This is a genomic window from Rhizobium sp. P1_E1, assembly GCF_056406015.1.
On the sequence record NZ_JBFUAY010000052.1, the window covers coordinates 12345 to 37349 of the forward strand.

General features: G+C 61.3%; 24 protein-coding genes and 1 riboswitch. Of the genes, 14 read left to right on the top strand and 10 right to left on the bottom strand.

Features of this window, described 5'->3' with window-relative positions; translation table 11 throughout:
• The first annotated feature begins 16 nt into the window (after positions 1-16).
• The 4 genes from AC1D1Z_RS18570 to ribB all read left to right on the top strand — a co-directional run bounded on the left by AC1D1Z_RS18570 (position 17) and on the right by ribB (position 3011).
• A complete protein-coding gene (locus tag AC1D1Z_RS18570; RefSeq protein ID WP_028733040.1) occupies positions 17-805 on the top strand; it encodes an SDR family oxidoreductase in 789 nt (262 codons plus the stop codon).
• Between the two features lie 35 nt (positions 806-840).
• Positions 841-981, top strand: coding sequence for a hypothetical protein (locus AC1D1Z_RS18575; RefSeq protein ID WP_162710255.1), 141 nt, complete (start codon positions 841-843; stop codon positions 979-981).
• Between the two features lie 94 nt (positions 982-1075).
• On the top strand, positions 1076-1858 hold the full coding sequence (locus AC1D1Z_RS18580; RefSeq protein WP_047621361.1) for a glucose 1-dehydrogenase: 783 nt from the start codon (positions 1076-1078) through the stop codon (positions 1856-1858).
• Between the two features lie 192 nt (positions 1859-2050).
• A riboswitch (FMN riboswitch) is annotated at positions 2051-2249 on the top strand.
• Positions 2250-2375: 126 nt separating this feature from the next.
• Positions 2376-3011, top strand: a complete 636-nt coding sequence (gene ribB / locus AC1D1Z_RS18585; protein WP_130652534.1) for a 3,4-dihydroxy-2-butanone-4-phosphate synthase — start codon at positions 2376-2378, stop codon at positions 3009-3011.
• An 86-nt stretch (positions 3012-3097) separates the two neighbouring features.
• On the opposite strand, the gene AC1D1Z_RS18590 is transcribed toward ribB, so the two are convergent.
• Entirely contained in the window at positions 3098-3865 is a 768-nt protein-coding gene (locus AC1D1Z_RS18590; protein ID WP_130652535.1) for an SDR family oxidoreductase, read from the bottom strand.
• Positions 3866-4193: 328 nt separating this feature from the next.
• On the opposite strand from AC1D1Z_RS18590, the gene AC1D1Z_RS18595 reads away from it, so the two are divergent.
• The 3 genes from AC1D1Z_RS18595 to mobB are packed head-to-tail and all read left to right on the top strand — an operon-like array spanning position 4194 to position 6259.
• Complete coding sequence (locus tag AC1D1Z_RS18595) at positions 4194-5102, top strand: DMT family transporter (RefSeq protein WP_115157449.1); 909 nt, start codon at positions 4194-4196, stop codon at positions 5100-5102.
• A gap of 9 nt (positions 5103-5111) precedes the next feature.
• Entirely contained in the window at positions 5112-5741 is a 630-nt protein-coding gene (gene mobA, locus AC1D1Z_RS18600) for a molybdenum cofactor guanylyltransferase MobA (protein WP_047621368.1), read from the top strand.
• On the top strand, positions 5738-6259 hold the full coding sequence (gene mobB / locus AC1D1Z_RS18605; protein WP_115157448.1) for a molybdopterin-guanine dinucleotide biosynthesis protein B: 522 nt from the start codon (positions 5738-5740) through the stop codon (positions 6257-6259). The genes mobA and mobB overlap by 4 nt, the downstream gene beginning before the upstream one ends.
• A gap of 51 nt (positions 6260-6310) precedes the next feature.
• Here the strand turns inward: mobB and AC1D1Z_RS18610 are convergent, their stop codons facing one another.
• From AC1D1Z_RS18610 to AC1D1Z_RS18620, 3 genes are all read right to left on the bottom strand, one after another.
• Positions 6311-8458, bottom strand: coding sequence for an ATP-binding protein (locus tag AC1D1Z_RS18610; protein ID WP_113542114.1), 2148 nt, complete (start codon positions 8456-8458; stop codon positions 6311-6313).
• Positions 8433-9944: an ATPase domain-containing protein gene (locus tag AC1D1Z_RS18615; RefSeq protein WP_130652536.1), complete on the bottom strand. Its 1512-nt coding sequence runs from the start codon at positions 9942-9944 to the stop codon at positions 8433-8435. Before AC1D1Z_RS18615 ends, AC1D1Z_RS18610 begins: the two co-directional genes overlap by 26 nt.
• A gap of 128 nt (positions 9945-10072) precedes the next feature.
• The gene (locus tag AC1D1Z_RS18620; RefSeq protein ID WP_047621373.1) at positions 10073-10966 is read right to left on the bottom strand and encodes a LysR family transcriptional regulator; all 894 of its coding nucleotides are present in this window, start codon (positions 10964-10966) and stop codon (positions 10073-10075) included.
• A gap of 120 nt (positions 10967-11086) precedes the next feature.
• On the opposite strand from AC1D1Z_RS18620, the gene AC1D1Z_RS18625 reads away from it, so the two are divergent.
• Together AC1D1Z_RS18625 and AC1D1Z_RS18630 are read left to right on the top strand one after the other, a co-directional pair.
• Positions 11087-11482 carry a (R)-mandelonitrile lyase gene (locus tag AC1D1Z_RS18625; RefSeq protein WP_047621375.1) on the top strand — a complete coding sequence of 132 codons (396 nt, stop codon included), beginning with the start codon at positions 11087-11089 and terminating at the stop codon, positions 11480-11482.
• A gap of 14 nt (positions 11483-11496) precedes the next feature.
• Entirely contained in the window at positions 11497-12486 is a 990-nt protein-coding gene (locus AC1D1Z_RS18630) for an aldo/keto reductase (RefSeq protein ID WP_130652537.1), read from the top strand.
• A 101-nt stretch (positions 12487-12587) separates the two neighbouring features.
• On the opposite strand, the gene maiA is transcribed toward AC1D1Z_RS18630, so the two are convergent.
• The 6 genes from maiA to AC1D1Z_RS18660 all read right to left on the bottom strand — a co-directional run bounded on the left by maiA (position 12588) and on the right by AC1D1Z_RS18660 (position 17367).
• On the bottom strand, positions 12588-13223 hold the full coding sequence (maiA, locus tag AC1D1Z_RS18635) for a maleylacetoacetate isomerase (RefSeq protein ID WP_130652538.1): 636 nt from the start codon (positions 13221-13223) through the stop codon (positions 12588-12590).
• Positions 13224-13244: 21 nt separating this feature from the next.
• Positions 13245-13427, bottom strand: a complete 183-nt coding sequence (locus AC1D1Z_RS18640) for a hypothetical protein (RefSeq protein WP_026188419.1) — start codon at positions 13425-13427, stop codon at positions 13245-13247.
• 98 nt (positions 13428-13525) lie between these two features.
• Complete coding sequence (locus AC1D1Z_RS18645) at positions 13526-13942, bottom strand: organic hydroperoxide resistance protein (RefSeq protein ID WP_003559993.1); 417 nt, start codon at positions 13940-13942, stop codon at positions 13526-13528.
• 191 nt (positions 13943-14133) lie between these two features.
• The gene (locus tag AC1D1Z_RS18650) at positions 14134-15456 is read right to left on the bottom strand and encodes a sensor histidine kinase (RefSeq protein ID WP_130652539.1); all 1323 of its coding nucleotides are present in this window, start codon (positions 15454-15456) and stop codon (positions 14134-14136) included.
• Complete coding sequence (locus AC1D1Z_RS18655; RefSeq protein ID WP_130652540.1) at positions 15453-16193, bottom strand: response regulator; 741 nt, start codon at positions 16191-16193, stop codon at positions 15453-15455. The genes AC1D1Z_RS18650 and AC1D1Z_RS18655 overlap by 4 nt, the downstream gene beginning before the upstream one ends.
• A 124-nt stretch (positions 16194-16317) precedes the next feature.
• Complete coding sequence (locus AC1D1Z_RS18660) at positions 16318-17367, bottom strand: alpha/beta fold hydrolase (RefSeq protein ID WP_130652541.1); 1050 nt, start codon at positions 17365-17367, stop codon at positions 16318-16320.
• 349 nt (positions 17368-17716) lie between these two features.
• Between AC1D1Z_RS18660 and AC1D1Z_RS18665 the strand changes: the two genes are divergently transcribed.
• From AC1D1Z_RS18665 to AC1D1Z_RS18685, 5 genes are all read left to right on the top strand, one after another.
• A complete protein-coding gene (locus AC1D1Z_RS18665; RefSeq protein WP_130652542.1) occupies positions 17717-19492 on the top strand; it encodes a cytochrome c biogenesis protein DipZ in 1776 nt (591 codons plus the stop codon).
• A 54-nt stretch (positions 19493-19546) separates the two neighbouring features.
• A complete protein-coding gene (locus AC1D1Z_RS18670) occupies positions 19547-20305 on the top strand; it encodes an alpha/beta fold hydrolase (protein ID WP_130652543.1) in 759 nt (252 codons plus the stop codon).
• A 407-nt stretch (positions 20306-20712) separates the two neighbouring features.
• On the top strand, positions 20713-21435 hold the full coding sequence (locus AC1D1Z_RS18675; protein ID WP_018446394.1) for a DeoR family transcriptional regulator: 723 nt from the start codon (positions 20713-20715) through the stop codon (positions 21433-21435).
• A 174-nt stretch (positions 21436-21609) separates the two neighbouring features.
• Positions 21610-22638 carry a deoxyribose-phosphate aldolase gene (deoC, locus tag AC1D1Z_RS18680; RefSeq protein WP_477851536.1) on the top strand — a complete coding sequence of 343 codons (1029 nt, stop codon included), beginning with the start codon at positions 21610-21612 and terminating at the stop codon, positions 22636-22638.
• Positions 22639-22643: 5 nt separating this feature from the next.
• On the top strand, positions 22644-25005 hold a 2362-nt coding region (locus AC1D1Z_RS18685; RefSeq protein ID WP_477851538.1), incomplete at its 3' end, for an aldehyde dehydrogenase family protein.

Genomic DNA, 25005 nt, shown 5'->3' on the forward strand with positions numbered 1-25005 from the left:
AGAGAAAGGAAGAGCGGTGTCCGACATCACTCTGAACGCCCCGAAGCTTTTCGATCTCAGCGGCCAGGTTGCCATCGTTACCGGAGCCGGCAGCGGCATCGGGCAGCGCATTGCCATCGGCCTTGCACAGTGCGGCGCCGACGTGGCGTTACTCGACCGTCGAACCGACGACGGGCTGGCCAGGACGGCTGAACATATTCGCGCCGCTGGCCGCCGTTCGATCCAGATCGCGGCTGATGTCACGAGCAAGTCTTCCCTTGGAGAGGCAATAGCACGGACCGAGGCAGATCTCGGCGCATTGACACTTGCAGTCAACGCGGCGGGCATCGCTAACGCGAACGCAGCGGAAGAGATGGAGGAGGACCAATATCAGACGTTGATGGATATCAACCTGAAAGGCGTCTTTCTTTCCTGCCAGGCAGAGGCTCGCGCCATGCTGAAGAATGGACGCGGCTCCATCGTCAACATCGCTTCCATGTCGGGTGTGATCGTAAACCGAGGACTGAGCCAAGCGCACTATAACGCCTCCAAGGCGGGCGTGATCCATATGTCGAAGTCTATGGCGATGGAATGGGTCGACCGCGGCATTCGCGTCAACACCATCTCCCCCGGATACACGGCAACGCCCATGAACACCCGTCCGGAGATGGTTCATCAGACCAAGCTCTTCGAAGAGCAAACGCCAATGCAGCGAATGGCAGCGGTGGACGAGATGGTTGGCCCGGCAGTGTTCTTGCTGTCGAATGCGGCAAGCTTCGTGACCGGCGTCGATCTTCTCGTCGACGGCGGTTTCTGCTGCTGGTGATGGCGAGGCGAAAGCTCATTGCCGGCAATTGGATAATGAACGGTCTCGCTTCCTCCCTAGCTGAGATCGAGGCGCTGAAGGGAATAACGGGCAAGACGGCGTGCGATATCGTCGTCTGCCCGCCCTTCACGCCGATCGAACGGGCTGTCGAACGGACGGCGCCCAAGACTGCCTGAATTCGCCAAGACTATCTCGGCAACCGCTTGAGCTCCAATAATCATCGCAGGGCAGGTCACGCCCAGATTTGCTGTTTACCGGGAAGGAAAGAGCATGAAACGCTTCGAAGATAAGACGGTCGTGATCACGGGAGGCAGCCGCGGCATCGGCGCTGCCATCGCCAGACGCTTTGCGCGCGAAGGCGCCAATCTCGTCGTTTCGGCCAACGAGGAGCTGGTCCACGGCGTTGCCGAACAGATCCGGGCCGAAGGCGGCAAGGCGATCTCCTTCATCGGCGACGTTACCGACAAGGCAAGCGTCAAGGCCCTCTACGATGCCGCCGAGAAGGAATTCGGCTCGGTCGACGTCTCGATCCAGAATGCCGGCGTCATTACCATCGCCCGGGTCGAGGACCTGACCGAAAACGAGTGGGACAAGGTGATGGCCGTCAACACCAAAGGCGTTTTCCTCTGCGCTCAGGAGGCGATATCAAGAATGCGCAAGCACAAGCGCGGCGGCCGCATTATCAACACCGCTTCCGGCCAGGCCCGCGATGGCTTCATCTACACCCCGCATTACGCCGCCTCGAAGATGGGCGTCGTCGGCATCACCCAGAGCCTGGCCAAGGAAGTCGCGACCGAGAAGATCACCGTCAACGCCTTCTGCCCCGGCATCATCGAGACCGACATGTGGGCCTATAACGACCAGGCCTGGGGCAAGCTGCTCGGCAACTACGCCCCCGGCGAACTGATGAAGGAATGGGTCGCGGGCATCCCGATGAAACGGGCCGGCTCCGGAGAGGATGTCGCCGGCCTGGTCACCTTCCTCGCCAGCGATGACGCCGCCTATATCACCGGCCAGACGATCAATGTCGACGGCGGCCTGATCATGTCCTGATGCATGTCGCCTAAAAGTGCGCAGTGGTTTGGGACAACGACATGCATGGAAGGATCAAACCACCAACGAAGCACGGAAGGCGAGCCGGTCGTCGCCTCCATGTGAACAGTGTGTCCATCGGCGTTAGGGCAGCTTTGCATTTTTGCCCGGTCGAGTGACCTTGCCATCCGCCTGTTTTTGATCCTATCTTTGAAATGTTCTCAGGGCGGGGTGCAATTCCCCACCGGCGGTATCAGGAGCAATCCTGGAGCCCGCGAGCGCTTCCGGCACCACAGCGCCGCGCGTCTTTCAGACGCGCAAACGACGCTGTAGCACTTTGAATTGCTGGAAGGTCAGCAGATCCGGTGAGATGCCGGAGCCGACGGTATAGTCCGGATGGAAGAGGACAACACGGGCAGTCGCACTCCATCACGGAGTCGGCTGACGTTTGTTCGCCCAAGGGCAGAAGGCTCGCTCACGGATTGAGCCGAGCAGACCATGTCAGTACGCTGACATAACCCTTGAAAGGCCAGACAGCATGACTATTGCAACAATTGAAGATGCCATATCAGCCATTGCCAGCGGCAAGATGGTCGTCGTCGTTGACGACCAAAACCGGGAAAACGAAGGCGATATCGTGGTCGCGGCCGATGCCGTTACTCCGGAAACAATCGCCTTCATGATGACCCACGCCCGCGGCCTCGTCTGCATTGCCATGGAAGGCGAGCGCCTCGATGCGCTCGATATTCCGCTGATGGTGCCCAACAACACGGAATCGCACAAAACCGCCTTTACGGTCTCGGTCGATTATCTCAAGGGCACGACGACGGGCATCTCGGCTGCCGACCGCGCCGCCACCGTCCGCGCCCTCGTCGACGATCGCGCAAAGCCAGATGAATTCGCCCGCCCCGGTCACATCTTTCCGCTGCGCGCCAACCCCCGCGGCGTGCTCGGCCGCCCCGGCCATACCGAAGCCGCCGTCGATCTCGCCCGCCTCGCCGGAAGGGTCCCCGCCGGCGTCATCTGCGAAGTCGCCAACGACGACGGAACCATGTCCCGTCTGCCCGAACTCACGCTCTTCGCCGAACGCCACAACCTACCCCTCGTCACCATCGAGGATCTGGTCGCCTACCTCGACCGCCAGGCGGAAAGAGACATACGCGAAGTCGCCTGATCGATGCCTTAGTTGCGGCGGCATAGCCCGCCGCAACAAAGAACGTGCCGCAGTGATGACACTGACGGCACCTTCCCTTGCCGGTCCTATGTCCGGCTGATCGAAACCCCACCATCCGCCAGCATCGCCGTGCCGGTCACGAAGCTCGACATGTCGGAGGCGAGGAAAAGCGCCGCATTGGCGATCTCTTCGGGTTGCGCCATGCGTTTCAGCGCATGCAGCCCCTCCACGAAGGCGAGCACCTCCGGCGTGGCATCCGGCGCGTTGGTAATGCTGGCGGGTGTGTCGGTGCCGCCGGGAAGCAATGCGTTGACGCGGATCTTCTGCGCTCCGAGTTCAGCGGCGAGCACTTGCACGAAGCCGATCAGCCCCGCCTTGCTCGCCGCATAGGCGGCCATGCCAGGCATGCCGACGGTGTGGCCGACGAAAGTCGAGGTGAAGATCAGCGATCCGCCGCCTTTTCCCATCGCCGCCGACTGGTGCTTGGCGCCGAGGAAGGCGGCGGTGAGATTGGTCTCGATCGTCTCGCGCCAGCCCTCCAGCGACAGCCCGGCGACCGGCCCCATCTCACCGAGGATGCCGGCATTGTTGAAGGCGATGTCGAGCCGGCCGAAACGCGAAACTGCCGTCTCGACGAGCCTTGCCTGCAGCGCCTCGTCCCTGACATCGCCTGATATGGCGACGGCCTGACCACCCTCCGCCTCGATTTCCGCGATGATGGCATCGAGCGCGTCCTGCCGCCGGCCGGTGACCACGAGCTTGGCGCCCTGCCGTGCAAAGAGTTTCGCCGCCGCGCGGCCGATGCCGGAACTTGCGCCGGTGATGATTGCGATCTTGTCGTTGAGAAGTGTCATATCGATCTCTCCTGGGTTGTTGCGAGACCTGAGATGCTCAAACATCAGGCGATGCAGCCACCCGTTTCCCGAGCAGGACGAGAAAAACGCCTATGGCCGAACCGGCAACGCGACGGCGCGTCCTCATCGACGCCTTGATCGCGGCGTCGGAAATATCGGAATTCACGTTATAAAACAGGCACTTGTCTAGACTTCCACCCACACGCCTGCGTTGACATCAGCGCCATTGTGCACCGCATCATCGATTTATCCCTGGTGTGACATTCATCCGATTCCCTTCATGCATCTTCGCGACTAAAAGGAGCGCACAGGTAACGGGAATCTCTTCATGCCGCGGTCACGCAATACTGAGGGCGCCATCTATATGAGCATGGCAATGGCCGGCTTTTCCGCGAGCGACGCTCTGTCCAAATCGGTGATCGCCTATATGAACGCCGGCGAGATCATGTTCCTGCGCGGTCTCTTCACCAGCCTGCTCGTCTATCTGATTGCCTGGAAAATGGGCGCGCTGCGCTCCTGGCGCATCATGCTGCAGCCGATGATCATCTTCAGGATCATCTGCGAGACGCTCTCCGCCGTCACCTATATCACCGCGCTCGGCATGATGCCGATCGCCAATGCCTCGGCGATCCTGCAGTCGCTGCCGTTGGTCGTCACTTTCGGTGCTGCGCTGTTCTTCGGTGAGCCGGTCGGCTGGAGGCGCTGGTCGGCGATCCTCGTCGGCCTCGTCGGCGTGATGATCATTATCCGCCCTGGCCCGGAAGGATTCACCGCCGCCGCCCTGCTCTGCGTCGCCGCGGTGCTGACGACGGCCGGCCGCGATCTCGCCACCCGGAGCATCAGCCCGGAAATTCCCTCACTGATGATAACCGTCATCACCGCCATATCAGCCTCCTTCTTCGGCGCGCTGCTCATCCCGCTGCTCGGCGGCTGGCAGCCGGTCAGCGCTAGCGCACTTGGGCATCTCGTGCTCGCATCGGTGCTGGTGCTCGTCGGCTACCAGTCGGTTATCCTCGCCATGCGCACCGGCGAAATCTCCTTCGTCGCGCCGTTCCGCTATACCAGCCTGATCTTTTCCTCTCTGCTCGGCTTCCTCTTCTTCGCCGAAGTGCCTGACAGCTGGACGCTCGTCGGCGCTGCGATCGTCATCGCCTCCGGCCTCTATACGTTCTATCGTGAGGCCAAGCGCCGCGTATCGCCGATCGCGCAGGAATCCGCGCCGCGCGCGCCGGTCTGAGGAAGGATGATGGCTGAATTCTCGCTTGGCAGATCTGATATAGCAGGCGTCGTATTGGCCGGCGGCCGCTCGCAGCGCATGGGCCGCGACAAGGCAGGCGTGATGCTCGGGGCCGAGAGCCTGCTCCACCATGTGCTGACCCGCCTCTCGCAGCAGGCCCCGCTCGTTGCCGTCAATGCCGATGCCGCCGCCGAGGGCGTGCCTGTCGTTCCTGACCGTTTTCGCGGTAAGGCCGGGCCGATGGCCGGCATCCATGCAGCCATGGTCTATGCCGCCGGCCTGCCCTCGATCACCCATGTCGTCACCGTCTCGGTGGATTGCCCGTTCTTCCCGGCCGATCTCGTCGCCCGGCTGGCGGCAGCGATCGAGCACCCGTCGCAGATCGCCATTGCCGCCTCCGAGGGCCGCAGCCATCCCGTCTTCGGGCTGTGGCCGGTGACGCTGGCCGCCGATCTCGAAGCCTGGATCACCACCGACGAGAAGCGCCGCGTACGCGACTTCCTGTTACGGCATGACGTTACGGAAGTGGCGTTTCCGCTGCATCCGACCCGCGCCAGCCTGCTCGACCCTTTCTTCAACATCAATACGCCCGACGATCTCGTCGAGGCGGAACGCTGGCTGGAGGCCCTTCGCGGATGACCGCACCGAAAATCTTCGGCATCGCCGGCTGGAAGAACTCAGGCAAGACGGGGCTCGCCGTCCGACTGGTGACGGAGTTCACCCGCCGCGGCTACAGGATCTCGACGATCAAGCACGCCCATCATGATTTCGACATCGACAAGGTCGGGGCCGACAGCTACCGCCACCGCCAGGCCGGCGCCCACGAGGTCACCATCGTCTCCGGCACCCGCTACGCCATCATGCACGAGCTGCGCGGTGCCCCCGAACCTGTGTTCGAGGAGATCCTCGCCCGCCTCGCCCCCTGCGACCTCGTGCTGATCGAAGGTTACAAGCGCGAGCCGATCCCGAAGATCGAGGCCCGCCGCCTGGAGGCGGCAAATCGTGAACCGTTGGCACCAAGCGATCCCCATATCTGCGCTATCGCCGCCGATCATGCCGTCACGGATACGGCCCTGCCGGTCTTCGATCTGGACGACACGGGCGCCATCGCCGATTTCATTGCTGGCATCGTCGGCCTTGGACAGGCCAAGGCATAATTCTTAAATCGGAATCGAATTAAGGACAAAATGATGCAGCGCTTAAAAGTGTTACAGCGTCCTTTGCGCGCCTGAAAGGACGCGCGGCAGTGGAGGCCCTGAGCCCCGTGCACCACTGCCGGACCTGAGAAGCTGAATTGTTTCGCTTGCCATCGCCTTGGCGATTTCCTTGGCGAGCTGAGCCTGATCATAGGGCTTTGCCAATCTCGGAAGATCGATATCGGTGCCGGCGGGAAGATCGGCGTAACCTGTCGCCAGCACGATCGGCAATGCTGGATAAATCTCCCTTGCGGCCTGGGCAAGCTGTGCGCCGGTCATACCAGGCATCGAATAGTCGGTTATGACAAGGTCGAAATGCTGACCGCTGCTGATCAGTTCCAGCGCCTGCGCGCCGGAGTTTGCTTCGACGACCTCGTGGCCGAGATCTTCAAGCATGTCGACCGAACTCATGGCGATCAAGGCATCGTCATCGACCAGCAGGATCTTCAGTCTGGATGCAGCTTGCGGAACGGGCAGTTCCGCTTCGATCACCCGCTCGGGGCGCTGTTCGGTTGCCGGAAGCCACAACTCAGCGGTCGTCCCGACCCCAAGTTCGCTTGTCAGACGAAGTGCGCCATTGAGCTGAACGGCAAGCCCGTGGATCATCGATAAGCCGAGGCCCGTGCCCTTTCCGAGTTCCTTGGTCGAGAAAAACGGATCGACCGCCTTCTTCAGCGTCTCCGCGTCCATGCCGGTGCCGCTATCGGCCACCGCCAACACAAGATAGGCGCCCTTGTCGAGAGTGCCGTCATCGCCGGCCACCTGCGCATCACGCAGCGATATGGACAGCGTCCCGCCATCCGGCATCGCATCGCGGGCATTGACCGCAAGGTTGAGCAGCGCCAGTTCGAGCTGGTTCGCATCGACCAGCGCCGGCGGCAGGGTTGCCGGCAGGATGGTTTCGATGCTGATCGAGGATCCCACAGAGCGCCGCAGCAGATCTTTCATGCCGGAGACCAGCTCGGCCAGATCGATCGGCTTGACCTGCAGATCCTGCTGTCTGGCAAAAGCCAGCAGCCGCTGCGTCAGCGCCGCCCCGCGCCGCGCACCCTGAATCGCCCCGTCGACCAGGCGCGTCGCCTTGGCATCTCCGGCAACATGCTTGCCGAGCAGCTCCAGATTTCCGAGAACGACCATCAGCAGATTGTTAAAATCGTGTGCGACGCCGCCGGTCAGTTGGCCGATCGCCTCCATCTTCTGCGATTGGCGAAGCTGCTCCTCGGCTCTTTCACGCTGGGCGACTTCTTCGAGCAGGGTCTGGTGAGCGGCGTTGACCTCTTTGGTCCGCTCCCTCACGCGCTCTTCGAGGTTTTCATTGAGCCGTCTCAGATTTTCCTCAATGGTCTTGCGGACAGTGGTATCGGAGCAGACGCCGACGAGTTTCATGGCGGAACCATATCTGTCGGAATAAAGCTGCGCGTGGACCTCGGTCCAATGCAGCGATCCATCCGGCCAGATCGTCCTGTGCTCGATCGAATAGTCGCGTCCAGTATCGATCGTCTGGCGCAACCGTGCCAGCACAAGATCCCGGTCGTCGGGGTGGATGCTTGCGATCAGATCGTCGCGCGTGACATCGTCATCCGGCCCTCGGCCGAAGACCGCCTTGCAGGTGGCTGAAGCAGACAGGGCCATCGAGGACAGCTCCAGCTCCCACGCCCCGAGACGACCGGCGGCAAGCGCCGTCTGCAACCGTCGCTCTCCCTCGCCCAGAGCCTCGAGCCGGGCTCGCGCTTCATATTGGCGCAGGCGCCCCTTCAATGCGGTCCGGGCAACGCTGATGAAGGAGGTCGCATGGAACGGCCTTTCCAGGAAGGTGACGTTGCCAAGAACCTCGGAAAGCCTGGCAGCGGCCGGATTTCGTTCAGGTCCGCCACCACGTGTGGTGAGCACGATGAACGGTAGGTCAGACCAGCTCGGCTGGGCCGAAACCCAGGCGGCGATCGGCTTGAGATCGCTCGAGCGAACGGCCTCCTCCGTCAGGACGCCAAGCGCGACGTCATCGCTGAGCGATGACGCGAACATAGGCAGGTCGGTGGTGGCAATCGATGCCAATCCGGCCTCATCGACCAATGATCTCGCCACCCAGGCATCGCGACCGACGGGGGTGTAGATCAATGCTTTCGGTTTGCCGGAATTAGGAATTGCCGCTATCCCCGCCATCGGTCGCAAGGAGCGGCGTTGAGGTCGTGACAAATTCGGGAACGCCGCGAAGCACGCCCTGGAACCCGACGAGAGGATCGCCGAACCTCAAGCCGGAAGCGTCTATGCGATACTCCCGGATGGTGTCCTCGTGAAAGCCGGTCCTCTTCTTGATCACCGAGACTGCCCGCCGCACCTTTCCGGCCGCCTCGAAGTAACGCAGCAGAATGACGGTATCGGCGAGATAGGTAACGTCGACAGGTGCCTTCATGTCACCGACCAGCCCGTGCTGGGCCACGGTGAGAAAGGTGTTGGCGCCTTGCCTGTTCAAATATTGCAGCAGCTCATGCATATGAAGGATCAGCGAATTCTCATCCGGCATCGAAGCTTGGTAACCGTTGATACTATCGATGATGACGGTTTTCGCATCCGCCTTGTCGACGCAATTGCGCACTCGGTGGGCGAATTCGCCCGGCGACAGTTCGGCGGCATCGAGCTGTTCGATGTGGATATCACCCGCGTTTCGCATGGCTTCGAGATCCATTCCGAGCGCCTTCAGCCGCGTGAAGAGCAGGCCCAGCTCCTCGTCAAAAATGAAGGCCGCCACTTTCTCGCCGCGCGCGACCGCAGCCATCAGGAATTGAAAAGAGAACGTGCTTTTGCCGGTGCCGGCGGGACCAAGTATGAGTGTACTGGAACCTCGTTCGAGGCCACCTCCGAGAAGYAGATCCAGTTCTGCAATATTGCAGGAAATCTGATCACGGGCGTAACTCGACCTGTGTTCGGCGGCGACGAGCCGCGGAAAGACTTTAACCCCGCCAGTCTGGATGATGAAATCGTGATAGCCGCCGCGGAAGGCCTGTCCGCGATATTTTATGACCCTGAGACGTCGGCGTTCGGAGCCGTAGCTCGGCGCCATCTCTTCGAGATGGATGACGCCGTGCACGACGCTGTGCACTGTCTTGTCGAGCACCTCGGACGTCAGATCATCGAGCAGAAGGACTGTCGCGCCTTGTCGGGCAAAATAATGTTTGAGCGCGAGGATCTGCCGGCGGTAGCGCAACGAGCTTTGCGCGAGCAGCCTTATCTCCGACAGACTGTCGAGAACCACGCGACGTGGCTTGATCCGCTCGAAAGCGGCAAAGATTTCCTTTGTCGTCTCTCCGAGTTCAAGATCCGACGAATAAAGCAGGCTCTGCTGCTGGTCGGCATCCAGCAGGCTTTCCGGAGGCACGACCTCGAAGACCTCGATATTCCCATCGATCACCATGCCGTGCGATGCGGCACCGGCCCGAAGTTCGCTCTCGGTTTCCGAAAGGGTGATGTAGAGCCCCTGCTCGCCGAGCCGCGCACCTTCGATCAGGAACTGCAGCGCAATCGTCGTTTTGCCAGCTCCCGGATTCCCCTCCAGGAGAAAAACGTGCCCCGGCGAGAGCCCCCCCGCCAGAACTGTATCCAAACCGGACACGCCGGTCCGAGCTTTCGTGGCAGGTGCCGCAGTATTCATTCACTGTTTCCTTCAATTTCAAGTGTGAATTAGCGGCGAGTGATGGAATGTCAAATCACTGGCAGGCATGAGTTCGCTTCCGGCAAGAGCCGATCACTCCTGTCCGGGCGGCCCGACATAGTGGGCGTCTATCCTCGATAGCGAAGTGCATCGACGACGAGGGCGAATGCCGGCGACGTATGCCGGCGGCTCGGATAGTAGAGATGGTAGCCGGAAAACGGCAGACACCAATCCTCGAGGACGCGCACCAGCCGCCCGTCGGCAAGATGCGCCTCGACCAAGTCCTCCGGCATATAGGCCAGCCCAAGACCAGCCAGCACCGCGTTCAGCCGCAGGGCTATATTGTTGAAGATCAACTGTCCTTCGACCCGAACCCTGAGCTCGCGCCCGTCCTTCTCGAACTCCCACGCATAAACGCTGCCATAGGTCGGCAGACGCAGATTGATGCAATTGTGATCCGTAAGGTTCTGTGGCGTCAGCGGCTTCGGCCTGGTGTCGAAATAGGCGGGCGCGCCGACCACGGCCATCCGCATGTCGGGGCCGATGCGCACCGCGATCATGTCCTTCGCCACCTGTTCTCCAAGCCGCACCCCCGCATCGTAGCGCTCCGCGACGATGTCGGTCAGACCGTAGTCGACGATGATTTCGACATTGATATCGGGATAATCAGGCAGGAGCTTTTGCAAGGCGGGCCAGAGGACGGCATCGGCCGCATGCTCGCCGGCATTGATGCGGATGGTGCCTGCCGGCTTCTCCCGGAAGGCGCTCAAGGCAGCCAGCTCACTCTCGATCTCGTCGAGCCGCGGTCCGATGGAGACGAGCAGGCGTTCACCGGCCTCTGTCGGCGCGACGCTGCGGGTCGTGCGGGTCAGCAATCGCAGTCCAAGCCGCTCCTCGAGCCCGCGGATGGTGTGGCTGAGCGCCGATTGCGACACACCCAGCTTGCCCGCCGCCTTGGTGAAGCTATGTGCGCGTGCAACGGCGAGGAAGGCGATGAGGTCGTTGACGGCGGGGCGCGGCATTCATGAAACTTTCTCATGGGTTCTTGCCGTTTATACCATCTAATCGCGACCAAACACACGCGCTAAATACCTTGCTGCTCGAGTGGACATGTCCACCCCGACATCGAAAGGAAGACAAAGATGGATATCAAGCGAAGCGGTTCGCAGCCTTCGGCCAAGGGACCAGCCGACTGGTTTACCGGCAGCGTGCGTGTCGACCCACTGTTTGCCGTGACCAGCCCCGCACGCGCGGCTGGCGCCAGCGTCACCTTCGAGCCCGGAGCCCGCACCGCCTGGCACACCCATCCGCTCGGCCAGACGCTGATCGTCACATCGGGCTGCGGTCGCGTGCAGCGCGAAGGCGGCCCGGTCGAGGAGATTCGCGCCGGCGACGTCGTCTGCTTCGCACCGGGTGAACGCCATTGGCACGGCGCATCGCCGACGACGGCGATGACCCATATCGCCATCCAGGAACAGCTCGACGGCAAGGTCGTCGACTGGATGGAGCATGTCACCGACACGCAATACCAAGGTTAGAAGAGGAAACTTCTATGCAGAAACGTGAACTTGGAAAGAGCGGACTTCATGTCTCAGCCATCGGTCTCGGCTGCATGGGGCTGAGTTACGGTTATGGCCCAGCGACAGATATTCAGGAAGCGACCGCACTGATCCGGCGGGCATTTGAACGCGGCGTGACCTTCTTCGACACGGCCGAGGCCTATGGCCCCTATAAGAACGAAGAGCTTCTGGGAGAGGCCTTGGCGCCCTTTCGCGAGGAGGTGGTGATCGCCACGAAATTCGGTTTCAACTTCGATGCCAATGGCGGCCAGAGCGGCATGAACAGCCGGCCGGAACAGATCCGCGCGGTGGCCGACCAGGCGCTGAAGCGTTTGAAGACCGATGTCATCGATCTCTTCTACCAGCATCGCGTCGATCCCGATGTTCCGATCGAGGATGTCGCCGGCACGGTCAAGGCGCTGATCGCGGAAGGCAAGGTCAGACATTTCGGCCTCTCGGAAGCAGGCGCCCAGACGATCCGCCGCGCCCATGCCGTCCAGGCGGTGGCAGCGCTACAGAGCGAATATTCGCTGTGGTGGCGCGAACCCGAGCAGGAAATCCTGCCGACGCTGGAAGAGCTCGGCATCGGTTTCGTGCCCTTCAGCCCGCTTGGTAAGGGCTTCCTGACTGGCGCGATCAGTGAAACGACCACCTTCGACAGCAAGGATTTCCGCAACGTCGTGCCACGCTTTTCTCACGAGGCGCGAAAGGCCAACCAGGCGCTCGTTGATCGTCTCGGAGAAATCGCCGCCCGCAAAAAGGCAACCTCCGCCCAAGTGGCTCTCGCATGGCTGCTGGCGCAGAAGGCCTGGATCGTGCCGATCCCCGGCACTACCAAGCTGCATCGCCTCGAGGAGAACATCCAGGCCGCTGAAGTCGAACTGACGGCTGAGGATCTTGCCAGCATCGAAAGCGCGCTGGCCACGATCAAGGTGGAAGGCGATCGTTATCCCGCGCACCTGCAGGCAAGGGTCAACCGCTAAAAGCTGCCGACGGGCCATGAAGGCGACGTCTCATCGCCAAGGCTAGAACACCAGAAGAGAATCGGCCGCAGTCACTTGCGGCCGATTCTTGATAGATTGGATCATCGTCTCGGCGCCGGTGCATTCTCCTGGAAAGCCGGTATCGATTCCAGTCTGGCGACGATCTCCGCGATATTGGGCCAGCGGGCGAGATCGAAGCCGAGGCGCCGGGCGCTGATCGCCTGCGGGAAGAGGAAGATCTCGGCAATACCAGGCTGATCCCCAACGGCGAAGGCTCCCTGCCTGCGGCCGGCGATCATCGTCTCGACCGCGGCCATTCCCTCGCCGACCCAATGACGATTCCAGGCAGTAATGGCATCGGCATCCGCCTGGAAGACCTTGCCGAGATGCAGGCCGATCCGCGGGGGCAGCAGCGCATGGATCTCGGCTGCGATCGCAAGCGCGATCGACCGCGCCTGCGCCCGGCCTTCCGCAGTGTCCGGCAATAGCGGCGGTTCGGGCTTGATCTCGTCGAGATATTCAACGATCGCCAGCGACTGGGTAAGGAGGACACCGCTATCCGTCAGCAAGGCCGGCACGAGCCCCTGCGGATTGACGCTGCGATATCCGGCCTGCCGGCTCTCGGCATCCTCACCGAGGATGCTAACCGGCAGCGCTTCTGCCGTCAGTCCCTTGAGGGCGAGCGCGATGCGGACGCGAGATGTCGCCGAGGAAATTTCATTCTGATAGAGCTTCACGGTCTTTCTCCTTTGGTGAGGTCAGACGAGGGGTTGCCTTGACGCCGAAATCGGCTCGAACGGCCTCTGGTCCCCCGAAGGCGAAGCTGCAGATGCCGCCGTTACGAGGCCCGCAAGCGGCGAAGGCTCCTGCGAGCTTACGTCGTAGATGCAGGGCGCGGCGAAGACCACCGCTCCCAGAATGCAGATGATCATCAATCTCATAAAAACCTCCATCGACGAGGCCCGATCGGCCTCGACCTGCTTGTTTTCGGCTCCTGTTCCCTGCCCTCCGCAGCCAAGGCCGGCGAAAAATCCATCCATCAGGCAACGGTCAATTCGACATGGATATTGCCGCGCGTGGCCTTCGAATAGGGGCAGGTCTGGTGAGCCTCTTCAATGAGGGCTCGTGCCACATCCGCTTCGATCCCGGGCAGGCTGACCTTGAGACGGGCCTGCAGGAAATAGCCGCCATCGGCGGTTCCCAAATCGACCTCGGTGTCAACGGCAAGATCGGCTGGAAGCTTGACCTTTTGATTAGCCGCGGCGAAACCGATCGCGCCGATGAAGCAGGCAGACCAGCCGGCGGCAAAAAGCTGTTCGGGATTGGTGCCGGCGCGGTTGCTGCCCGGAGGCGAAAGCTTGATATCAAGCTGGCCGTCGTCACTGTGCGACGCGCCGTCGCGCCCGCCCGTCGTGTGGGTCTTGCCGGTATAGAGAACCTTGTCGATCTTTGTCATGGAACACTCCTTGTGTTGCGTCGCTCCAGGCGACTGGCCGCGCTGCGCGGCCGGGTTGACGGAGTGTGGTTTGACCGACGGATATATCCGCCATGTTTCCGAAATCGCCCGAAATGTCACAAAACGTAGCATCCGATATCGCGGACATCCTTAAATACAAACATCTCGAAATTTTGCGGTGACTGCCGACGTCAACGGATGGTGACTTCTGCCGCCAGACCGCCGCCGGCGCGATTGTAGAGCCGGAGTGATCCGCCGATCTTGGCCGTCAGCTGCTGGGCGATCGCAAGACCGAGACCGGTGCCGCCGGTCTCCCGGTTGCGGGATTGTTCCAGCCGGAAGAAAGGCTGCATGGCGGCTTCCAGCATATCGTCCGGAATTCCCGGCCCGCGGTCCATGACTGATATGACGATATCGTTCTCGGCGCTGCGCGCGACGCTGATCTCGGCAGCACCGGCAAACTTCAGCGCATTGTCGATGAAATTCGACAGGATGCGGCGAAGAGCATGCGGCTTGGTGAAGGCAGCACCCTGAACCAGGCCGACCACGGTGACGGCCTTTCCAGTATCCTGGTAGTCGTAGGCTATGCTGTCGATGAACGAGGCGAGATCGATGCGGGCACTCTTCTCGCCATTGCCATGCGCGCTGCGTGCATAGGCAATGCCGTCCTGAACGAGGCGCTGGATCTCGCCGAGATCGTGCACCAGCTTGTCTTTCTCCGGTGAATCCTCCGCCATGTCGGCGCGCAGCCGCATGCGGGTGATCGGCGTCTGCAGGTCATGCGAGATGGCCGCCAGTATCTGGACGCGCTCTTCGAGGTAATGGGCGATCCGCTCCCGCATCGCGTTGAATGCTCTTGCCGCATGCGCGACCTCGCTCGGCCCCGCCTCACTCATCGCCGGGCCGTCCTTGTTCGGGTCAAGCGCATCGGCGGCGGCGGCAAGCTCGCCGAGCGGCCGGATCGCCTGGCGAACCGCGAACCAGGTGCAGAGGATGAGCAGCACCATCTGGACGACGAAGACATAGGGTAGCCATGCGGCAATCGGCATGACGCCCTTCGGCGTGACGTCGATCGTCAACGGGCTTCCGTCGCTGAGCGTCAGATGCGCCTGCAGCCGGTTCACATCGCCAGGAATTCGTTCGATCCGGATTGGAAAGCGGTGCCCGATGGCCTCCTCGATCTTTCCTGAGATTTCCGCCCCTTTACTTGACGTGTCAGCCACGCCGGGAAGGCCGGGCCCGAGCATGAAACGATAATTGCCGCGGCTCAGCCGGTCGAGCAAATCGCCGCGTTCGCCTGGCGGAAGCCGATCGAGAACGGCAATCGACGTTGCAACGTCGCTCTCCAGCGTGCCGAGCATCACGGCTTTGGCCGACATGTACCGCTCCATATAGAGCACACTGAACGACAGCCCGTAGGCCAAGGCCAATCCGATCAGCAGGATGAGAAAGATCCGCGACCGCAACGTGCTCGGCCACGTCAGGCCCGAACGCAAGCGGATTGCCGCCTTCATTGGCGCAGCTCCAAGATTTCGACCGGAACCGAAAACACATAGCCTTCGCTACGCACCGTCTTGATGTAGGTCGGTTCGCGCGCGTCGTCGCCCAGCCTTTGACGCAGGCGGCTGACCAGGAGATCGATAGACCGATCGAAGAGATCGGCGTCGCGGCCCTGCGTCAGGCTCAAAAGCTGGTCGCGATTGAGCACCCGCTGCGGATGGTCGATGAACACGCGAAGCAGACGGTATTCGGCGCCGCTGAGCGCAATCGCGGTCCCTTCCTTGTCGAGAAGGTGCCGGGCCACCGTATCGAGCCGCCAGTCGCCGAAAGTCAGCAATTGGCCGGCCTCGCTGATCTGCAGGTTGGGCGGCAACATCCGCGTGCGCCGCAGCACCGCCTTGATGCGGGCGAGCAGTTCCCGCGCGGCAAAGGGCTTGGGAAGATAGTCGTCGGCGCCCATCTCCAGTCCGAGGATCCTGTCCATCTCGTCGGTACGGGCCGTCAGCATCAGAATCGGGATCGCCTTGTGCCGGCCGGCGCGCAGTTCACGGCACAGCACCAGCCCGTCATCGCCGGGCATCATCACATCGAGCACGATCAGGTCGACGGCATTGGCTTCGAGAAAACTGCGCATCTGGCGCCCGTCAGCGGCAACGCTCGTGCGCAGGCCGTTCCTTTGCAGGTAGCCCGATACCAGCTCGCGGATTTCGCGATCGTCATCGACGATCAGGATGTGATCGACATGATCCATATTTCCCTATTCCTTACCGATAGAAGCGGCCCCCGCCCTCCGCCTCGATGTCGAGGCGGTTGACGCGAGCTACGCATATTCCGCCGGTCGGAGCAACGAGGCTCTGCGACCGGCGGCGCTGACATTAGAAGCGATCGACATCTATGACAGCTTGCGCGAAGGCCTGCGGCGCTTCCTGAGGCAGGTTGTGGCCAATGCCGCCGTCGATCGTCCGATGCTCGTATTTGCCGGAGAATTTTCCGGCATAGGCGGAAGGCTGCGGATGCGGCGCACCATTTGCATCGCCCTCCATGGTGATGGTCGGCACCGAAATGACGGGCGTTGCGGCGAGCGTCGTCTCGTAGGCATCGTACTTGGCCTCGCCTTCGACAAGCCCCAGGCGCCAGCGATAATTGTGTATGACGATCGCGACGTGATCGGGATTGTCGAAGGCAGCAGCCGATCTGTCGAATGTCGCATCGTCGAAGTTCCACTTCGGCGATGCCGTCTGCCAGATAAGCTTTGCGAAATCATGCGTGTTGCTCTCGTATCCCTGACGACCGCGTTCGGTAGCGAAATAGAACTGGTACCACCAGGCAAGTTCGGCTTTCGGCGGAAGCGGCTTCTTGTTGGCCTCCTGGCTGCCGATCAGGTAGCCGCTCACCGATACCATCGCCTTGCAGCGCTCGGGCCAGAGCGCCGCCATGATGTTGGCGGTCCGCCCGCCCCAGTCGTAGCCGGCAATGACAGCCTTCTCGATATCGAGCGCATCAAGCAGCGCGATCATATCGGCGGCGAGCGCTGACGGCTGGCCATTGCGCGGCGTCTGGTCGTCCAGGAAGCGGGTCGTCCCGTAACCGCGCAGATAAGGCACGATCACCCTGTAGCCTGCCGAGGCAAGCAGCGGCGCGACATCGACGAAACTATAGATGTCATAGGGCCAGCCATGCAGCAGCAATACGACAGGGGCATCCGCCTTTCCCGCCTCGGCATAACCGATGTCGAGCACGCCTGCCTTGACCTGCTTCAGCGCTTCGAAGGACGTGTTGGTTCCGGGCTTTATAGCTGGCACCGATGCGGCAGCCGCAGACGACTGGGCGGCGGCCGTGCCGGCCACCCCGAACTCGACGGCCGCAAGGGCGACTGCCGTCATGCCGAAGAAACGGCGGCGGTGGTGGTTGATTTGCTCTGACATCGGTCTCTCCTGTCGAATGGATCACGGTCGCGAAAAGGCGCTCTACTTGTATCCCCGATATGTCGTAAGCAACCGTTTTTTGAATACGGATGTAGCTTCCGGCCGCCTGGATACATTCCGATACAATCGCGCTGCCTCGGCAGGTGGTCGCATTGGCCGCAGCTGTTTCCTCGTCACTGCGGCAGTTTGTATCGCTTTGTATCGCCGCTGCGCGACGCCGACACTTCGGTACATTTTCCCGCAAAGCCGGACACATCGCGGATACTTCACACCGGCCATATCCCCGCCGTTGCTGGTTCAGGCCCATCGCCGCCCAGAGCCCGATCAATCGGTTTCAAAGGAAACGATGATGACACTTCTGATCATTGCCTATCTTGGAGGCGCGCTGACGATCCTCAGCCCGTGTATCCTGCCCATCCTCCCCTTCGTCTTCGCCCGCGCCGGACAGCCCTTCGTCAAGAGCACGCTGCCGATGCTGGCGGGCATGGCTGCCACCTTCGCGCTGGTCGCCACGCTTGCCGCAGTCGGTGGTAGCTGGGCCATTCGCGCCAATGAATATGGCCGGCTTGCCGCCATCGTCCTGCTTGCTCTCTTCGGCGCAAGCCTGCTTTCGCCGCGCATCGCAAGCACGCTTGCCCGGCCGATCGTCGACCTTGGCAACAATCTTATGAACGCCACCGGCGGCGGGCGCGGCACCACGACAGTGAAGAGCGCGCTTCTTCTCGGCGTCGCCACCGGACTGCTCTGGGCGCCCTGCGCCGGTCCGATCCTCGGCCTTGTGCTGACCGGAGCTGCATTGCAGGGCGCCAATCTGCAAACGACCTTCCTGCTGATTGCCTATGCCGCTGGTGCTGCAACTTCGCTTGCCGTCGCCCTGCTTGTCGGCGGCAAGCTCTTCGCCGCCATGAAACGCTCGCTCGGCCTCGGCGACCGGATACGCCAGGTGCTCGGCGCTGCCGTGTTGGCGGGTGTCGCCGTCATCGCGCTTGGACTGGATACCAGCCTGCTGGCGCGGATTTCCTATGCCAGCACCGCGTCCCTGGAACAGGCCGTGCTTGACAGGCTGCATGCGAAGCCCTTGGGCGGCGCATCCTCCGAAGTGGCGAGCAAAGACATGGTGATCGCAGCCGCCGATACGAAGAAGCCCTTCCGCAGCGATCTGCCCGCCGAAGGTTACGCGCCTTCACTCGACGGCGCGGTCGAATGGCTGAACTCCAAGCCGCTGACATCAGAGCAACTGCGCGGCAAGGTCGTGCTCGTCGACTTCTGGACCTATTCCTGCATCAACTGCATTCGCACCATCCCTTATGTCAGGGCCTGGGCGGAAAAATATGCGAACCACGGCCTCGTGGTGATCGGCGTGCACGCCCCGGAATTTGCCTTCGAGAAGAAGGTCGACAACGTCAAGAAGGCGATCGGCGACTTCCAGATCGGCTATCCCGTCGCGATCGACAATGATTACAGCATCTGGCGCGCCTTCGAAAACAGCTACTGGCCTGCCGCCTATCTGATCGATGCCAAAGGCCAGATCCGCTACCACCATTTTGGCGAAGGCAATTACAACAGGACCGAAAAGGCCATTCAGGACCTGCTGCGCGAAGCCGGCAGTCAAACGACGGCAAGTGCGCCGGTCGTGCCGGATGCCAAGGGCGTGGAGGCGGGCCCCGACCTCGGCAACATCCGCTCCGGCGAAACCTATCTCGGCTACGAACAGGCGGCGAACTTCGCCTCTCCGGAAGGGCTGCAGCCAGACACGCCGCATAACTACTCGATCGCCGAACCCGGCCTCAATGGCTGGGGCCTGTCGGGAACCTGGACCGTCGGCCGGGATCAGGCGACGCTTGATCAGCCGGGCGGCGGCATCACTTATCGCTTCAGCGCCCGCGATCTGCATCTCGTTCTTGGTCCCGGCGCCGGCAGCAAGCCGATCCGATTCCAGGTGAAGATCGACGGCAAGGCGCCAGGACCTGACCACGGCGCAGACATCGATGCGGGCGGCAACGGTACGGTGACCGCGACCAGGCTTTACCAGCTCGTCCGCCAGTCCGGCACGGTCGCCGCCCGCAACTTCGAGATCAGCTTCCTCGATCCTGGTGTGCAGGCCTACGCCTTCACCTTCGGCTGAACCTGAAACGCATCAATATCCCGATCATCAACGCGACCCAAAGGAGTAATAGTCATGAACAGACATCTTGCTTTCACGGCAGCTCTCGCATTCGCCACCACCACCATCGCATTCGCGGCAGAGGCTGCCGCGGTCAAGAACATCGTGATCGTACACGGCGCGCTGGCCGACGGCTCAGGATGGCGCAAGGCGACGGACATTCTCGAAAAGCGCGGCTTCAACGTCACCATCGTCCAGCAGCCCATCACCTCGCTCGACGACGATGTGGCGGCGACCAAGCGCGTTCTCGACCTGCAGGAAGGACCGACCCTGCTCGTCGGCCACAGCTATGGCGGCATGGTCATCACCGAAGCCGGCAATGATCCCAATGTCGCGGGCCTCGTCTATGTCGCGGCGTTCCAGCCCGACAAGGGAGAAAGTCTGCTCAGCCTCGCCAGCTCGAAGCCTGCCGGCAGCATGGATATAAGGGAAACGAAGGACGGCAAATATCTCTATCTCGATCCGGGCGCCTTCGCCGCGGATTTCGCAGCCGACCTTCCGCAAGCGGAAGCCGCTTTCATGGCAAAGTCACAGGTCTTTGCCTCGAAGCAGGCATTCTCCGCCAAGATCACCCAACCGGCATGGCGGACCAAGAAAAGCTGGTCGATCGTCGCTACCGAGGATCGCTCCATCAACCCCGAGCTCGAGCGTGACATGGCAAAACGTGCCGGAAGCGACGTGACCGAGATCAAGGCCAGCCACGCCGTCTTCGCCTCCCAACCGGAAAAGGTTGCCGATGCGATCGAAACGGCAGCAAGGAAAGCCGGCGAGTAGCGTGCGCAGCCAGGAATGTTCCTAAGCAGTCGCGAGGATGAAGCCTCTGGTCGGAAGGGTACCCGACMAGAGGCGTGACGAAGTCGCCCCGTGACCCTGCCGGCCGAGAATGTCGCTCTCGTCGTCACCCCGCTCCCCGCAGCAGAAGTTGGCATCATCGATACATTTTTGTGACTATTCCATCAAAAAATGAAAAATAAGTCACGAATTCCCATTTCAAATTGACGGCTTTCCCTATAAAATTGCGACGTTATTCCATGTCGCGCGCAACCGCCCGGTGCAAAAGCTGTATCTCGGCGCAAATGCCGGATCGTAGATCAAGGGAGAAACCAGATGGGAATGGCAGTCCCTTGTTATAGTTTCATCAGAACACTATTGCAGTGTAAACGATAAGGGAGACATGCGATATGGATAGTCGCAGGGGCCGGCGCATCGCAGTCTTATCCGAGGCCCTTTCACGACATCGCATTCTGCACATCAAGAATGCTGCCGAGATCCTGGGCGTCTCGGAGATGACGGTTCGGCGTGATGTCAGCGCCAATGCAGGCCAATTCGCGTTTCTCGGCGGCCATATCGTTCCGGCTGTCGAAGCGGAAAACGATCCTTATGAAATTTCCAGGGCCGCCGACAGTCATGCTGCTGCAAAACGACAAATTTGCACACAAGCCATTGATTACATTCACCATGATGACACGGTCTTTTTCGATTGTGGCACCACCTTACCCTATCTGGTCGATCTTCTCCCAGACCGGATTCACATAACGGCGATCTGCTACGCCATGAATGTCGCCGATCGTCTAACGCGAAAACCAAACGTTCGCCTTGTTATGCTCGGTGGTCTTTACCACCCCGCATCGGCGAGCTTTTCCGGTGCCTCGGGGCTGGAAATGCTCGACCAGCTTGTGATCAACGTGGCATTTCTTTCTGCAGCCGGTGTCGATGCCCGGCGTGGCGCGACCTGCGCGCATTTTCACGAAGCGGAAATCAAGAAAAAGGCGATGTCTCGGGCACGAAAGAATATTCTCCTCGCCGACAGCAGCAAAATCGGCAAGTTGAAACCAGCCTTTTTCAGCGACATGAAGTCGTTCGATGTGGTCATCACCGAAAACGGTATGAACGACTTCGACTGAGAAATCCGCATTTTTTCGGCGTCTGTCGAAATCTAAACTTGACGCGGTAGGACAGTGATGCAAACCTAACAAACAATGAAAAGAAAATCACATTTGAGCCAGTTGTGAAGCTTCCGCTGCGTGCATCTGTACGGATGCAACAAGACCTTCACGCTCTGACCGGGAGGATTCTATTTGGAAACCGTTGCTGTTCACAATGCGGCAAACGCGACGCATCATGGAGCCCCTTCGCGATCGCCGGACGGCACCCATAACCGGCCGCGCAATACCGGTATGGAACTCGATCTGTCGTGGGTGCTTGACACCCGGGTCAACCTGTCTGCCACCGAGCGCCGCATAGCCTCGCTTCCCGGACGCCGCACCGTCAAAAAGGACGCACAGGCAGCTTGGCTCCTGAAGGCGGTGACCTGCATCGATCTGACGACATTGAACGGCGACGATACCCCCGAGCGCGTCAAACGGTTGTGCGCGAAGGCGATGAATCCGATACGCGCCGACATTCTGGATTCGCTTGGCATGAGCGGCCGTTCGATCACCACCGGCGCCATCTGCGTCTACCATCGTTTTGTTGCAACGGCCGTCGAGGCGCTTGGGGATTCCGGCATTCCGGTCGCCGCGGTTTCGACCGGTTTCCCTGCCGGTCTCAGCCCGCACCACCTCAAGGTCAAGGAAATCGAGGCGTCGGTTGCCGATGGCGCGAAGGAAATCGACATCGTCATCACCCGCGAGCATGTGCTGACCGGCAACTGGACAGCACTCTACGAGGAAATGCAAGAATATCGCGCCGCCTGCGGTAATGCGCATGTCAAGGCTATTCTAGCGACCGGCGACCTGAAGACGCTCCGCAATGTCGCCAAGGCCTCGCTGGTCTGCATGATGGCGGGAGCCGATTTCATCAAGACCTCAACCGGCAAGGAAGGCGTCAATGCGACGCTGGCGGTGACATTGACCATGCTGCGGGGGATCCGCGCCTATCAGGAGCGCACCGGCATCAAGATCGGCTACAAGCCGGCCGGTGGCATTTCCGCGGCGAAAGACGTGTTGAACTACCAGTTCCTGATGAAGGACGAACTGGGGCGCGAGTGGCTGGAGTCTGATCTCTTCCGCATCGGTGCATCGAGCTTGCTTGCGGATATCGAGCGGCAGCTGGAGCATCACGTCACCGGTGCCTATTCGGCCCTCAACAGACACCCGATTGGATGATCCAGATGACTGTTGCAAAGTATTTCGACGAAATGTCCTACGGCCCTGCCCCTGAATCCGATATCGAAGCTCGCGACTGGCTAGCGCGCCACGCTTCCGGTTTCGGTCACTTCATCAATGGCGCGTTCGTGGCCTCCGCGTCGGGCAAGAACTTCGACACGTTCGAGCCGGCCACCGGCAAGGTCCTGGCGAAGCTCGCGAACGGCGGCGCGGCGGATGTGGACAATGTGGTTGCTGCGGCCCGCAAGGCACAGGCGTCATGGGCGCGCCTGCCGGGCCACGCGCGGGCGCGCCATCTCTATGCGCTTGCCCGGATGATCCAGCGCCATGCGCGTCTGATTGCTGTGGTCGAGGCTATCGACAACGGCAAGCCGATCCGCGAGACCCGCGATCTCGACGTGCCGCTGGCAGCTCGTCATTTCTATCATCACGCCGGATGGGCGCAAATCCAGGACACGGAATTTGCCGATCATGTGCCGGTGGGCGTCGTCGGCCAGATCATCCCGTGGAATTTCCCATTCCTGATGCTGGCCTGGAAAGTGGCGCCGGCTTTGGCGCTCGGCAACGCCGTCATCCTGAAGCCTGCCGAATACACGTCGCTGACGGCGCTTCTCTTTGCCGAACTAGCATCCGCAGCGGGCCTTCCGCAGGGTGTGCTCAATATCGTGACGGGAGAAGGCGAAACAGGCGCGCTGCTCGTCGGGCATGAGGATATCGACAAAATTGCCTTTACCGGATCGACCGAAGTCGGGCGCGTTATTCGCGAGCGTACCGCAGGTAGCGGCAAATCGTTGACGCTGGAACTCGGCGGCAAGTCACCTTTCGTCGTTTTTGACGACGCCGATATCGATGGCGCCGTGGAAGGCGTCGTCGATGCGATCTGGTTCAACCAGGGACAGGTCTGCTGCGCCGGCTCGCGGCTTCTGGTCCAGGAAGGCATTGCCGATCTTTTCCATGAGCGGCTGAAGCGCCGCATGCAGACATTGCGGGTCGGTCAGCCTTTGGACAAGTGCATCGATATGGGTGCGATCATCGCGCCCGTGCAGTTGACGCGTATTGAAGCGCTGGTGAAAAAGGGAGTTTCAGAAGGAGCGACACTGCATCAGGCTAAGATCGACCTGCCGAAGGGCGGCAGCTTCTACCCGCCGACGCTTCTCAGCGGCGTGCAGCCGACCTCGATCGTCGCGACCGAGGAAATCTTCGGGCCGGTTGCGGTCTCCATGACTTTCCGCACACCGGAAGAGGCTATCCAGCTTGCCAATCACACCCGCTACGGCCTCGCCGCCAGCGTCTGGAGCGAGACGATCGGCTTGGCGTTGAATGTTGCGGCAAAGCTCGCAGCCGGCGTGGTCTGGGTGAATGCCACCAATCTTTTCGATGCCGCCGTCGGTTTTGGCGGCAAGCGCGAATCCGGATTCGGCCGCGAAGGCGGACGGGAAGGTTGCTACGAATATCTGAAGCCGAAGGCTTGGGTCGGCCGCAAGGCGCGAGCAGCAATGCCCGCCCTTTCGCAGGTGAAGCCGGTTGCCGGCGATTTTGCCCTGCCCAGTATCGACCGGACGGCAAAGCTCTTCATCGGTGGCAAGCAGGCGCGCCCGGACGGCAATTATTCCCGTGTCATCACCTCCCCCAAGGGCAAGGCGATCGGTGAGGTCGGCGAAGGCAACCGCAAGGACATCCGCAATGCAGTGGTTGCCGCACAGGCCGCCTCCGCCTGGTCGAATGCGACCACGCATAACCGCGCCCAGATTCTCTACTACATCGCCGAGAACCTCAGTGGTCGCGCCGACGAATTCGCCTCGCGGATAACAGCGATGACCGGAGCTTCCGCAGCCAATGCAAACGCCGAGGTCGACGCCGCGATTTCGCGTCTCTTCACCTACGCAGCCTGGGCGGACAAATATGAAGGCAGCATTCACCAGCCGCCGCTTCGCGGCGTAGCTCTGGCCGTGCCGGAAGCCATCGGCGTCGTTGGCGTCATATGCCCGCCGGAAGCGCCGCTGCTCGGCTTTATCAGTCTGGTTGCGCCGTTGATTGCCACCGGCAATCGTGTCGTCGCGGTGCCGAGCGAGCCCTTCCCGCTTTCGGCCACGGATTTCTATTCCGTTCTGGAAACGTCGGATGTGCCTGCCGGTGTCGTCAATATCGTCACCGGGTCGGCGATCGAACTGGCAAAGATCCTCGCCGCGCACAATGACGTTGATGCGTTGTGGGCCTTCGGCTCCGCGGAACTTTCGACGACGGTGGATAAGCTGTCTTCGGGCAATCTCAAGCGAACCTTCGTGGACAACGGCAAGGCGACGGACTGGATGGACAGAGCCGCTGCCGAAGGCGCGCTGTATCTTCGCCGCGCTGTGGATGTGAAGA